This window comes from Sphingomonas sp. DC5200-1 (assembly GCF_049897245.1).
GTDB lineage: Bacteria > Pseudomonadota > Alphaproteobacteria > Sphingomonadales > Sphingomonadaceae > Sphingomonas > Sphingomonas aquatilis.
The window spans coordinates 41,591-54,420 of record NZ_JAFCVW010000006.1 but is presented as its reverse complement, the minus strand read 5'-3'; the positions used below and the strand labels follow the sequence as shown (position 1 = coordinate 54,420).

8 protein-coding genes are annotated in these 12,830 nt (G+C 69.1%); 5 read left to right on the top strand and 3 right to left on the bottom strand.

Annotated features, from left to right (window positions below; translation table 11 throughout):
* Nucleotides 1–80 precede the first annotated feature (80 nt).
* Together ACP7A3_RS14370 and ACP7A3_RS14365 are read left to right on the top strand one after the other, a co-directional pair.
* Nucleotides 81–1,208: an isovaleryl-CoA dehydrogenase gene (locus tag ACP7A3_RS14370; RefSeq protein WP_426256453.1), complete on the top strand. Its 1,128-nt coding sequence runs from the start codon at nt 81–83 to the stop codon at nt 1,206–1,208.
* Nucleotides 1,209–1,425: 217 nt separating this feature from the next.
* Nucleotides 1,426–3,018, top strand: a complete 1,593-nt coding sequence (locus tag ACP7A3_RS14365) for a carboxyl transferase domain-containing protein (protein WP_426256407.1) — start codon at nt 1,426–1,428, stop codon at nt 3,016–3,018.
* A gap of 14 nt (nt 3,019–3,032) precedes the next feature.
* Here ACP7A3_RS14365 and ACP7A3_RS14360 read toward each other — a convergent pair whose 3' ends face one another.
* Nucleotides 3,033–3,449 (bottom strand): endonuclease domain-containing protein, encoded by a 417-nt coding sequence (locus tag ACP7A3_RS14360; RefSeq protein ID WP_426256408.1) that lies wholly within the window; start codon nt 3,447–3,449, stop codon nt 3,033–3,035.
* Between the two features lie 247 nt (nt 3,450–3,696).
* Between ACP7A3_RS14360 and ACP7A3_RS14355 the strand changes: the two genes are divergently transcribed.
* The 3 genes from ACP7A3_RS14355 (at nt 3,697) to ACP7A3_RS14345 (ending at nt 8,825) form a co-directional block, all read left to right on the top strand.
* On the top strand, nt 3,697–5,676 hold the full coding sequence (locus tag ACP7A3_RS14355) for an acetyl/propionyl/methylcrotonyl-CoA carboxylase subunit alpha (protein ID WP_426290044.1): 1,980 nt from the start codon (nt 3,697–3,699) through the stop codon (nt 5,674–5,676).
* Complete coding sequence (locus ACP7A3_RS14350; protein ID WP_426256410.1) at nt 5,676–6,128, top strand: MaoC family dehydratase; 453 nt, start codon at nt 5,676–5,678, stop codon at nt 6,126–6,128. The genes ACP7A3_RS14355 and ACP7A3_RS14350 overlap by 1 nt, the downstream gene beginning before the upstream one ends.
* A gap of 240 nt (nt 6,129–6,368) precedes the next feature.
* Nucleotides 6,369–8,825 (top strand): TonB-dependent receptor plug domain-containing protein, encoded by a 2,457-nt coding sequence (locus tag ACP7A3_RS14345; RefSeq protein WP_426256411.1) that lies wholly within the window; start codon nt 6,369–6,371, stop codon nt 8,823–8,825.
* A 20-nt stretch (nt 8,826–8,845) separates the two neighbouring features.
* Here the strand turns inward: ACP7A3_RS14345 and ACP7A3_RS14340 are convergent, their stop codons facing one another.
* Complete coding sequence (locus ACP7A3_RS14340; protein ID WP_426256412.1) at nt 8,846–10,237, bottom strand: FAD/NAD(P)-binding protein; 1,392 nt, start codon at nt 10,235–10,237, stop codon at nt 8,846–8,848.
* Between the two features lie 42 nt (nt 10,238–10,279).
* Nucleotides 10,280–12,646 carry a DUF3772 domain-containing protein gene (locus ACP7A3_RS14335; RefSeq protein WP_426256413.1) on the bottom strand — a complete coding sequence of 789 codons (2,367 nt, stop codon included), beginning with the start codon at nt 12,644–12,646 and terminating at the stop codon, nt 10,280–10,282.
* Nucleotides 12,647–12,830: the final 184 nt, after the last annotated feature.

Here is a 12,830-nt window from a genome sequence, read left to right as displayed (position 1 = left end):
CCTGTGGTAGCAGGGGCGCAAAGACATAAGGAGCGGATGTGACACCCGATTTCGATTTCGCCCTCGGCGAGGCCGCGGACATGATCCGCGAATCGACGCAGCGCTTTGCCACCGACCGGATCGCGCCGCTCGCCGCCAAGATCGACGCCGACGACTGGTTCCCGCGCGACGAGCTGTGGACCGCGATGGGCGAGCTCGGCCTGCACGGCATCACCGTCGAGGAAGCCGACGGCGGCTTGGGCCTCGGCTATCTCGAACATGTCGTCGCGGTGGAGGAAGTCAGCCGCGCCTCGGCCTCGATCGGCCTCAGCTACGGCGCGCATTCGAACCTCTGCATCAACCAGATCCGTCGCTGGGCCAGCCCCGAGCAGAAGGCGAAATACCTCCCCAAGCTGATCAGCGGCGAACATGTCGGCAGCCTCGCCATGTCCGAAGCAGGTGCGGGCAGCGACGTCGTCTCGATGAAGCTGCGCGCCGAGGCGCGAGGAGACGGCTATGTCCTCAACGGCACTAAATTCTGGATCACCAACGCGGCCTACGCCGACACGCTCGTCGTCTATGCGAAGACGGGTGAGGGGTCGCGCGGCATCACCGCCTTCCTGATCGAAAAGGACATGCCCGGCTTCAGCATCGGGCAAAAGATCGACAAGATGGGCATGCGCGGCTCGCCGACCGCAGAACTCGTGTTCGACGATTGCTACGTATCCGCCGAACAGATCATGGGCCCGCTCAACGGCGGCGTCGGCGTGCTGATGAGCGGCCTCGACTATGAGCGTGCGGTGCTCGCCGGCATCCAGCTCGGCATCATGCAGGCCTGCCTCGACGTCGTCGTGCCCTTCGTGCGCGATCGCAAGCAGTTCGGCCAGCCGATCGGCCAGTTCCAGCTGATGCAGGGCAAGATCGCCGACATGTACGTCGCGCTGAACTCCGCCCGCGCCTATGTCTATGCGGTCGCGAAGAGCTGCGACGCCGGCAAGACCACCCGCTTCGATGCCGCCGGCGCGATCCTGCTGGCGAGCGAAAATGCGGTGAAGGTCGCGCTGGAGGCGATCCAGGCCTTGGGCGGCGCCGGCTATACCAAGGACTGGCCGGTCGAACGCTTCATGCGCGACGCCAAGCTGCTCGATATCGGCGCCGGCACCAACGAAATCCGCCGCATGCTGATCGGCCGCGAACTCATCGGCGCCGCGCCGAAGGTGGCGCAGTGAGGGCCTCCCAATTCCTCCCTGCGCGCAGCGCGGGGAGGGGGACCGCCGGTCGCAGACCGGTGGTGGAGGGGCCGGCGCAGCCGGTGCTTCGCACCGCCCCTCCACCACCGCTACGCGGCGTGGGAGCTTTGGCTTGCTCCCAGCAAGCCAAGATCGTGTCCGGGGGACACGATCTCGCTCACACGCCCCCTCCCCAAGCAAGCTTGGGGAGGATCTGATGGGCCCCACGCTCCCCACCACCGTCGCCCGCGACGGCGAGGCCTTCGCCCGCAACGCCGCGCACAACCGCGCGCTCGCCGACCGCCTGCGCGCCGACGTCGCGGCGGCCGGTGTCGGCGGCAATGCCAAATCCCGCGAGCGCCATACGGCCCGCGGCAAGCTGCTCCCCCGCAATCGCGTCGAACGCCTGCTCGATCCCGGCAGCGCCTTCCTCGAAATCGGCCAGCTCGCCGCCTACGGCCTCTACGACGATGACGTCCCCGGCGCGGGCATGATCGCCGGCATCGGCCGCGTCTCGGGCCGGCAGGTGATGATTGTCTGCAACGACGCGACGGTGAAGGGCGGCACCTACTTCCCGTTGACCGTGAAGAAGCACCTGCGCGCGCAGGAGATCGCGCAGGAAAACCGCCTGCCGTGCATCTACCTCGTCGACAGCGGCGGCGCCAACCTGCCGCATCAGGCAGAGGTCTTTCCCGACCGCGATCACTTCGGCCGCATCTTCTTCAACCAGGCGAACATGTCGGCGCTCGGCATCCCGCAGATCGCCTGTGTCATGGGCAGCTGCACCGCGGGCGGCGCCTATGTCCCCGCCATGTCCGACGAGACGATCATCGTCCGCGGGCAGGGCACGATCTTCCTCGCCGGCCCGCCGCTGGTGAAGGCCGCGACCGGAGAGGTCATCAGCGCCGAAGACCTCGGCGGCGCCGACACCCACGGCCGCCGCTCGGGCGTGGTCGACCATGTCGCCGAGAACGACGATCACGCGCTGTCGATCGTCCGCGACATCGTCGCGACGCTGCCCGAACAGACGGGCCCGCAGATCGCCCCGGCGCGTGCACCGCTCTACCCGGCGGAGGACCTCTACGGCCTGATCCCCGACGACGTCCGCGCGCCGTACGACGTCCACGAGGTGATCGCGCGTCTGGTCGACGGCTCAGAATTCCACGAATTCAAGGCGCTGTACGGCGCGTCGCTGGTCTGTGGCTTCGCCACCATCCACGGCCTGCCCGTCGCCATCCTCGCCAACAATGGCGTGCTGTTCAGCGAAAGCGCGCAAAAGGGCGCGCACTTCATCGAACTCGCCTGCCAGCGCAAAATCCCGTTGCTGTTCCTCCAGAACATTTCGGGCTTCATGGTCGGTGGGAAGTATGAGGCGGAAGGCATTGCCAAACATGGCGCAAAGCTCGTCACCGCCGTCGCCACCGCGAGCGTGCCGAAGATCACCATCCTGATTGGCGGCAGCTTCGGCGCGGGCAATTACGGCATGTGCGGCCGCGCCTATTCGCCGCGCTTCCTGTTCACCTGGCCCAACAGCCGGATCAGCGTGATGGGCGGCGAACAGGCGGCCAGCGTCCTCGCCACCGTCCACCGCGACGCGGACAGCTGGACGCCGGAGCAGACCGAAGCCTTCAAGGCCCCCGTCCGCGCCAAATACGAAGACGAGGGCAACCCCTGGTACGCCACCGCGCGCCTGTGGGACGACGGCATCATCGATCCCGCGCAGACCCGCGACGTCCTCGGCCTCAGCCTCGCCGCCTGCCTCAACGCCCCCATCCCGGAGCGGCCCAGCTTCGGCGTGTTCCGGATGTGATCGCCGGGACCCGCCTATTCCTCCCCAAGCGCCGCTTGGGGAGGGGGACCGCCGGCCGCAGGCCGGTGGTGGAGGGGCATGCGCACCTGTGCGGCCGCCACCACCAGCCGGACGACGGCCTCCAGATCGCGCAGCACCTCGCGTGCAGACACCCGCAACGTCTCGATCCCATGGACCGCCAGCATCGCATCCCGCCGCTCGTCACGCTCCGGCCGATCGGCGCGATCATGCACCTCGCCATCGACCTCGACCGCCAGCCGCGCCGCCGCGCAGTAGAAATCCAGTACGAACGGCCCCACCGGATGTTGTCGCCTGAACTTCAAACCCGAAGGCCGCGCGCGCAAGACCGCCCACAACGCCACCTCGGGCGCCGTCATCGTGCGGCGCAACTGGCGCGCGTGGCGCACCGTCCTTCCCGGTTTGTCGAGCATCGCGCAGGCCCCTCCACCATGCTTCGCATGGTCCCCCTCCCCGAGACAAGCTCGGGGAGGAAAGGGGACACCCAATGACGCTGTCCTACACGCCGTCAAATATGGTAAGGAGAACGTGCATGGCCGCGCTCCTCGCCCCTGCCTCGCACACCCCGGTACGTTTCTCGCCCCCGCAGCCCCCGGTGTCCGGGACACGACGTACCCTCCACTTCGTCCACTTCCAGCAACATTTCCCCCGGAGCGCCCCGTGATCGAATCGCTGCTCATCGCCAATCGCGGCGAGATCGCCTGCCGCATCATCCGCACCGCGCGCGGCCTCGGCATCCGCACGATCGCGGTCCATTCCGACGCCGATGCGACCGCGCTGCACGTCCGCGAGGCCGACGAAGCCGTTGCGATCGGCGGCCCGCGCCCGGCCGAAAGCTATCTGATCGGCGAGCGCATCATCGCCGCAGCAAAAGCCACCGGGGCGCAGGCGATCCACCCCGGCTACGGGTTCCTGAGCGAAAACGCCGACTTCGCGCAGGCGGTGCAGGACGCCGGCCTGATCTGGGTCGGCCCCAATCCCGACAGCATCCGCGCGATGGGCCTGAAGGACGCCGCCAAGGCGCGGATGATCGCCGCCGGCGTGCCCGTCACACCCGGTTATCTCGGCGAAGACCAGTCGCCGACCCGCCTCCGGTCCGAGGCCGACGCGATCGGCTATCCCGTCCTCATCAAGGCGGTGGCGGGCGGCGGCGGCAAGGGCATGCGCCGCGTCGACGATGCCGCCGATTTCGCCGAAGCGCTCGCCAGCTGCCAGCGCGAGGCGGCGGCCTCGTTCGGCGACGACCGCGTCCTGCTCGAAAAATACGTGCTGAGCCCTCGCCATATCGAGGTGCAGGTCTTCGGCGATGCCCATGGCAACGTCGTCCACCTGTTCGAACGCGACTGCTCGCTCCAACGCCGCCACCAGAAGGTGATCGAGGAAGCGCCCGCGCCCGGCATGGACGCCGCGACCCGTGAGGCGGTCTGCGCCGCCGCCGTCCGCGCCGCGCAGGCGGTCGATTACGTCGGCGCCGGCACGATCGAATTCATCGCCGACGCGAGCGAAGGCCTGAACGCCGACCGCATCTGGTTCATGGAGATGAACACCCGGCTCCAGGTCGAACATCCCGTTACCGAGATGATCACCGGCCAGGACCTCGTCGAATGGCAGCTCCGCGTCGCCAGCGGCGAGCCGCTGCCCTGCCGTCAGGACCAATTGTCGATTCACGGCCATGCGATGGAAGCGCGCCTCTACGCGGAGGATCCCGCCAAGGGCTTCCTCCCCAGCATCGGCCGCCTCGACGCCTTCGATCTCGGCGACACCGTCCGCGTCGATACCGGGGTGGAGCAGGGCGCGACGATCACCCCCTATTACGATCCGATGATCGCCAAGGTCATCGCCCATGGCGACACCCGCGAAGAGGCGCGCGAAACGCTCGCCGACGCGCTCGACGCCGCGATCGTCTGGCCGCTGCGCAGCAACGCGGGCTTCCTGGTCGAGGCGCTCGACCACCCCGCCTTCGTCGCCGCGACCCTCGACACCGGCCTCATCGCCCGCGACGGCGATGCGCTGATGCCGCCCGCGCTGCCCAGCGAAGAGGTGCTGGTCGAAGCCGCCCAGGCGCTCGCCGGCCCGCAACCGGTTCCGGGCTTCCGCCTCAACGCCGCGCCGCGCCAGGTGGCGATGCTGTTGGTGGCGGGGGAGCCGGTGGAGGTCGATTTCAGCCACCCCGCCTCACCCCCGTTCGCCCGGCACCCCAAACTCCCGTTCGCCCTGAGCCTGTCGAAGGGCGGGGTGCCACACGCGAACCAGCCCCTTGTGGCCACCCGGGCTTCGACAAGCTCAGCCCGAACGGATGTTGGGGCGGCTCACCGAGGTACGGCTCCCGACCAACTCCTCGTTACCGAAGGCGGCCAGACGTGGGAAATCACCCCCTATCGCGCCGCCGCCGCCGCGGCCGGCGGGGCAGGGGACGGCGCAATCCTGTCGCCGATGCCCGGCCGCATCATCGCGGTCGACGTCACCGCCGGCCAATCCGTCACCAAGGGCCAGCGCCTCGTCACGCTGGAGGCGATGAAGATGGAACACAGCCTCACCGCCCCCTTCGATGGCGTGGTCGCAGACCTCACCGCCACGCCCGAGGCGCAGGTGCCCGAAGGCACGCTGCTCGTCCGCATCGAACCGCAGGGAGAGCAATAATGGCCGGCCGCTTCTACGACGAATGGCAGGTCGGCGACCGCCTGAAGCACGACATCCGCCGCACCGTGACCGAGACGGACAACCTCCTGTTCTCCACCATGACGCACAATCCGCAGCCGCTCCACCTCGACGCCGAAGCGGCGAAGGCGAGCGAGTTCGGCCAAATCCTCGTCAACGGCACCTTCACCTTCGCGCTGATGGTCGGCCTGTCGGTCGGCGACACGACGCTCGGTACTTTGGTCGCGAACCTCGGCTACGACAAATTGGTGATGCCCAAGCCGGTGTTCATCGGCGACACGCTCCGCGCCGAAACCGAAGTGGTGGAATTGCGCGACAGCAAGTCCCGCCCCGACGCCGGCCTCGTCACCTTCCGCCACATCCTGCTTAACCAGCGCGACGAACCGGTCTGCCAATGCCTGCGGACGGCGCTGCTCAAGCGGAAGGGGGCGTAACTCATCCCCCCGTCACCCCGGACTTGGTCCGGGGTCCACTCTGCGGCGAGGGGGATGGCCGGAGCCTCTTGCCGTCCCCTCGCGGCCCGGTGGACCCCGGAACAAGTCCGGGGTGACGTAGAAAGAGCAGAACCCCATACCGCACCGCAGCAAAGTTTTTCTTGCGGTTCATCCCCCAGGTTAGTGGGCTATCCCGCCCCATCCGCTACCCAGCGCAACGATTCCAAAAGGGGCTGAACCGTGACCATCATCAGCGAACTCCTCGCCGCCGCCAGCGCCGCAGCGCTTGCCCAGGCCGCGCCGCAAGCCGCGCCGCAGACCGAACCCGCTCAGGCGGCCCCCGTCGCCGACGCCGCCTCGACCGCGGATGAAGGCCAGGACATCATCGTCACCGGCACCCGCGCCACCGGTCGCAGCCGCCTCGACAGCGTCGCGCCGGTCGACGTGCTGAGTGGCGCCAGCCTGCAGCGGCAGGGCACCACCGAACTCGCGACGGCGCTCGCTACCGTAGCCCCCTCGATCAACTTCCCGCGGCCATCCGCCAACGACGCCACCGACGCGATCCGCCCGGCGACGCTGCGCGGCCTGTCGCCCGACCAGACGCTGGTGCTGATCAACGGTATCCGCGGCCACACCTCCGCCAACCTCAACACCAACGGCACGGTGGGCCGAGGCTCGGCGGCGGTCGACCTCAACACCATCCCGACGGTGGCACTCGACCGGATCGAGGTGCTGCGCGACGGCGCCTCGGCGCAATACGGCTCGGACGCGATCGCCGGCGTCGTGAACCTGCGCCTTCGCGAAGCCCGCTCGGGCGGCGGCGCGCAGGTCAATTACGGCTTCTACGACACGCAGGTCGATACGGCGCGCGGCAGCCGCCACGTCACCGGCGAACACACCGTCACCGCCTCGGCATGGCAGGGCATCGGCTTCGGCAGCGACGGCTTCGTCACCATCTCGGGCGAATATCTGAAGCGCCAGCCGACCAACCGCGCCGACTTCGATCCGCGCGTGACGCCGACCCGCGTCACCGGCCGCTATGGCGACCCGGAGGTCGAACAGTTCACCGGCTTCGTCAACGCCGGCACCTCACTGACCGACAACCTGAAGCTGTATGCGTTCGGCGGCTATCAGGACCGCGACACCCGCGGCGCCGCCTTCCCGCGCGTCCGCGCCGACAATGCCAGCGCCGCGACGATCACCCAGCTGACGCTTGCCGGCTATCCCAACGGCTTCCTGCCGATCATCAATACCAAGTCGAAGGACATCAATTCGGCGATCGGCCTGCGCGGCACCGTGTCGGACTTCGACGTCGACCTGTCGCTGAGCTACGGCCGCAACACCGTCGACTTCCGCACGCTCAATTCGGCGAACTACGCCTATGGGTCGAGCACCCCGCGCAACTTCTACGACGGCGCGGTCGCCTACGACCAGTACGTCGCCGGCCTCGACGTCACCCGCAAGTTCGACGTCTTCCAGTCGCTGAACGTCGCCTTCGGCATCGAGGGGCGCCGCGAAGGCTATAAGATCACGCCGGGCGAGCGCGCCTCCTACGACTACCCTGCCGGTGCGACCGATGCGGTCGCCGGGTCGGCACCGGGCGCGCAAGGCTTCGGCGGCTTCGCCCCCCGCAACGCCACCAAGCGCAACCGCCGCAGCGGCAGCGTCTACCTCGACCTCGAAGCGCAGCTGACTGACGCGCTGCTGATCGGTCTTGCCGGCCGGGCCGAGGATTATTCGGACTTCGGCAGCACCGCCAACGGCAAATTCTCGGCCCGCTACGACGTCGCGCCCTGGTTCGCGCTGCGTGGCACCATCTCCACCGGCTTCCGTGCGCCGTCGCTGCAACAGCAGTATTTCACCCAGGTCGCTTCGGTCGTCACCAACGGTGTGCCGATCCTGACCGGCACCGTGCCGTCGACCGATCCGGTCGGCGTCGCGCTCGGCGGGCGGCCGTTGCAGGCGGAAAAGTCGACCAACATCTCGCTCGGCACGGTGATTCGCGCTGGCGGCTTCGACCTGACGGTCGACGCCTATTCGATCCGCATCCGCAACCAGATCGGCCTGTCGGAGAATATTCCTGGCACGTTTAGCACGCAGGTTGCAAATCTGCTTAACACTACAGACCAGCGATTTTCGGCGGCACGCTTCTTCATCAACGGCCTCGCCTCGACGACGAAGGGCATCGATGCCGTCGCCCACTATCGCTGGCGCACGGAGAGCGCGGGCGCGTTCGACTTTACGCTGGCCGGCAACATCAACAAGATCGACGTCACCCGCGTCCCCACCTCGACCGCGACGCTCAACCCCGCACCGACGCTGTTCGCGCGCAGCCGTATCCTGACGCTGGAACAGGGCACGCCGGGCGAGAAGATCACCGGCACGATCGACTGGTCGCTCGACAAGCTCGGCGCGCTCGCCCGCGTCACCTATTACGGCGACGTCAACCAGCCGGGCACGCTGGCGAGCGGAACCGCCGACGTCCACACCGGCCAGCATGCGATCACCGACTTCGAACTGCGCTATTCGGCCCCCAAAGGCGCGCAGATCGGCCTCGGCGTCAGCAACCTGTTCGACGTCTATCCCGATCGCCAGATCGCCGCGAACAACTCCACCGGCGTGCTGGGCTTCCCTTATTATTCGCCGTTCGGCTTCAACGGCCGCTATCTGTACGCCCGCGTCGGCATCAATTGGTAAATCGGGAGAGGCGGGGGACGTTACAGTCCCTCGCCTCCCACCCATTGCGCATGCGCGAACCGCCGCGCCAGCGTCCAGTTCTGCTGCCGGATATCGGGCACCGCCACGACCTCCCACAGGTCGCCGCGCGTCATCGGCCCGATGCAGAACAGCCGGTCGTCGACCGTCCCGTCGGCATGGATCACCTGCGACTGGTGGTCGACGTCCAGCCCGATGCGCAAACTGTCGGGGCGGGCCAGCCCCGCAGCGATCAGCTGCCGCAGCAGCGGCTCCTCGGATCGCAACAGGTCGCCCTGCGGCCCGGTGCAATTGACGATCCGCCGCGCTGACGTGGTTTCGGTTCCCGCGCTGCCCCGCGGCCGCCAGGTCAGTGAGGCGCCATCCCCCTCCGCCTCGGCCTCGACGATCCGCCCCGCCCCGAACCGCAGCCGCCCCTCCGTGACCAGCGCATCGATCTTCGCCGCGATCGAGGGCGCCAGCCGATGCCGATGCACGTCCCAATACGGCCGCACATGCCGCAGGAACCGCGCCCGCGTTCCCGCATCCGCCGCGCCCCACATCAGCTGCGTGACGGGGCGCAGCTCGTCCACCGCGGCGCGCCAGCCGATCGCTTCGGCCCGGGTCCGCACATGGCGGACGAGCGCCGACAGCGTCCCCGCCGGCTTCTCGCGCAACCCCGGCTGCCCCGGCAGGTCGGCATGCGCCCGCGGCGACAGCCCGCGCCGCGACAGCGCGAGGATCTCGCCGCGGAACCCCGCCGCCTCCAGGGTCAGCGCCGCATCGATCGCGGTCAGCCCGCTGCCGATCAACACCACGCGGTCGGTGTCGGTCAGCTCCGCCGCAATGTCGCCCGCCCAGGGATCGGACAGATAGCAGCCCGCCGGCAGCGCCGCCGGATCGAGCCCGCCCGGCGTGTGCGGCGGCAGGTTGCCCAGCGCCAGCACCGCCGCATCCGCGGCAATCGCCTCGCCGCTCTGCAGCGACAGCGTCACGCCCGCGCCGCTGCGGTCGATCGCGCACACCTCGCCCTCGACCAGCGCGATCCGCCCCGGATGCGCCGCCATCGCCGCGTCGAGCAACCCGCGCAGATAGCGCCCATAGATGCGCCGCGAGACGAAGGTCTTGGCATCGCCCAGTCCCTCCGCCTCCAACCAGCGCACGAAATGGCCGGGATCGTCGGGCAGCGCGCTCATATTGCCGGCGCGCACGTTCAGCAGATGCTCGGCATGCGCCGCGCTATAGGCGACGCCGCGCGCCATCTGGTGGGGGCGCCGCTCGATCAGCGTCGCGCGTGGCCCTTCGTGGCGCAGCAGGTTGATCGCGAACAGCGTCCCCGAAAAGCCGCCGCCGACGATGACGACGTGCTCGTGGCTCGACGGCGGGGCGGGCGGGCAGTCCGGCAGGCTGGTCATGGCGCGGAGCGCTATCCCCTTCGCCAGTGCCGGGCAAGCCGGTCAGGGCGCGCTGGGCTCGGCCGCGGCCGGTTCGGGGGCGGGGAGTGCGGACACCAGCTCCAGCTTCTGCGGCACGGTGCCGAGCTCGATCCCCGCCTCGCGCATCCGCCGCAGCAGGACGATCAGCACGTTGCTGCGGGCGCTATATGCCGCCCGCGGGCTTTCGACGTGTGCGAAGCAGTTGAAGCGCACGCGTCCGTCGGCGATCCCGTCGATGAAGGCTTTGGCCTCGGGTGTGTCGAGGATCGCGGGTTCCGCTGCGAACGTTTCCAGCACCAGTTCGCGCACGCGATCGGCATCCGCCTCGATCGGCACGGTGAATTGCACCTGGATTCGCCCCAACGGCGCGCTCAGCGTCTTGTTGAGCACCGATTTCGTGATCAGCTCCGAATTGGGGACGATCAGAGTCGAATGATCGGCGAGCTCAATCTCGGTCGAGCGGACGTTGATCCGCTTCACGTCGCCCTCGTCGGTGCCGACGCGGATCAGGTCGCCGATCTTGATCGGCCGCTCGGCGAGCAGGATCAGGCCGGATACGAAGTTGGACGTGATCGCCTGCAAGCCGAAACCGATACCGACCGATAGCGCCGACAATAGCAGCGCGATCCGCTCCATCCCGATGCCGAGCGAGGCGAGCGACCAAATGACCGCCAGCGCGATGCCGACGTAGCGCGCGACCAGCCGGATCGAATTGCGCACGCTGCCGTCAAGGTCGGTGGTCGGCAGATAGCGCTGGTCCAGCCACCCCATGAACTGCCGCACCAGAAACAGGCCGATCGCGAGCACGGCGATGAAACGCAGGATGCTGCCCGGCGAAATCGCGATCCCGCCGATCTGCACCCCGCGCGCCAGCCCGCTCAGCCGGTCGAGAACCGATCCGAAGCCCGCACCGAAGGGATACAGCACGAGCCCCAGCGCGATGGCGAGGATCGCCAGCCGCAGCGCCGCGGACAGCAGCACGCCGAACTGGTCTACCGCGCTGCCGCCCACGCCGACGCCGTGGCGCAATGTCGTGCCGACGCGGCTGTCACGCTGGAACAGGCTGGTCGCGACATCGTCGATGACGATCATCAGCAGATAGGTGCAGATACCCAGCAGCGTCGCCCACAGCACGAACTGCAACACCGTCGCCGCCAGCCCGATATAGCCCGCCAGCAGCGCCAGCCCCGCGCCCGTCACGACCAGCCACAGCGCCACCGTCGCCGCGCCGACGCCGACGCTGGTCGCCGCCTCCTGCGCATCCGCGCCATTCGCCGCAGCGCGCGCACGCAGCCGCCCGATCACCAGCAGCGTGCCGCCGATCAGCAGCAGATTGGCGATCGCCTCCGCCACTTGCGACGCCAGCAGTACGGGCGGGCTGGCGCCGATCGCGGTGTTGAACGCATCCAGCAGGATGACGACGAAGGTCAGCGCGGCGAACACCCACACCGTCGGACGCAGCGCAGTCGCGACCGCATCGCTCAGCGGCACCACCCGCCACGATGGCTGACGCGCCATCAGGAAGGCAGCGCCCGCCGCGGCGGTGAAGCCCGAAAAGCCCGCAGCGCCGATCAGCGCGTCGGCCAGCTGGCTCCAGGCGGGGGCGATCAGCGCCGCCCAGCGCAACCCCTGCACCAGTACGAACGCGGCGGCGGTCGGCATCGCGGTGCCGATCAACACCCGCCACATGGCATTGGCCGATCGTCGCACGCGGTGGCCCGGCGCGTCGCTGACCAGATAGCGCTGGCCGATCCCGCGCAGCCGCTGCCGCACGGGGAACAGCAGCAGCAGCGCCAGCGCCGCGCCGAGCAGCGCGGTCCACGGCTTTCCCGCGCGCAACGCGACATCGCCCTGCGACCATTCGCGCCGCATCAGCGTCGCGACCCGGCGCGCATCGCGCGGCATTGCGGAGAGCAGTTCCTCCCAGAATGCGGGCGAGGCGGGGGAGGGCGACCGGACGGAGATACGCTGGCCGATTTCCGCCGCCTGTGCCTCGTCGATTTCGGCGACAAGCTGCCCGGCCTCCACCGCGATGAGCTGCCCGCGCTTCACCTTCGAATCCAGCGCATCGCGCGCCTGCGCCAGCGCCTTGCGTTCGGCGCGGATGTCGGGCGCTTCGGTGACGCCGGCGGCGGGCGGCCCCAGCCCGGCGATCCGGGCATCGACCAGCGCCAGCTGCCCGCGCAGCTGATCCGCCGCATCGCGCGCATCGCTCTGCGCGGCGAGCGCCCGCGTGCGCAGGTCGGCACGGCCGGCCCGATCGACTTTGCCATCAAGCGCCGAATCGACCGCGGCAAGATCCGTCTCCGCCCCGGCGAGTTCGCGGCTCGCGGTGTCGACGGGGGAGGGTTGCGCCAGCGCCGGCATCGCCAGAGCAAGCAGCAGCATCGCCCAAACCCGCGCCACCGCCCTCATCACCCTGCCCAAGCCGCCAGCTCCCATGCGTTGCGAAGCCCGCTGCCTAATCGAAGAGGGGGCGGAAAGTCACGCGGGGTGAGAGGACGGCCACGCCACCCACACCGTCACCCCGGACTTGTTCCGGGGTCCACCGGGCCGCAGGGGGTCGGCTGAC

Bases quoted from the DNA above. Each gene is read 5' to 3' on its own strand.
- ACP7A3_RS14340 (WP_426256412.1), bottom strand. From the start codon at position 10,237: ATGACCAGCCTGCCGGACTGCCCGCCCGCCCCGCCGTCGAGCCACGAG.
- ACP7A3_RS14350 (WP_426256410.1), top strand. From the start codon at position 5,676: ATGGCCGGCCGCTTCTACGACGAATGGCAGGTCGGCGACCGCCTGAAG.
- ACP7A3_RS14365 (WP_426256407.1), top strand. From the start codon at position 1,426: ATGGGCCCCACGCTCCCCACCACCGTCGCCCGCGACGGCGAGGCCTTC.
- ACP7A3_RS14370 (WP_426256453.1), top strand. From the start codon at position 81: ATGATCCGCGAATCGACGCAGCGCTTTGCCACCGACCGGATCGCGCCG.
- ACP7A3_RS14335 (WP_426256413.1), bottom strand. From the start codon at position 12,646: ATGCTGCTGCTTGCTCTGGCGATGCCGGCGCTGGCGCAACCCTCCCCC.
- ACP7A3_RS14360 (WP_426256408.1), bottom strand. From the start codon at position 3,449: ATGCTCGACAAACCGGGAAGGACGGTGCGCCACGCGCGCCAGTTGCGC.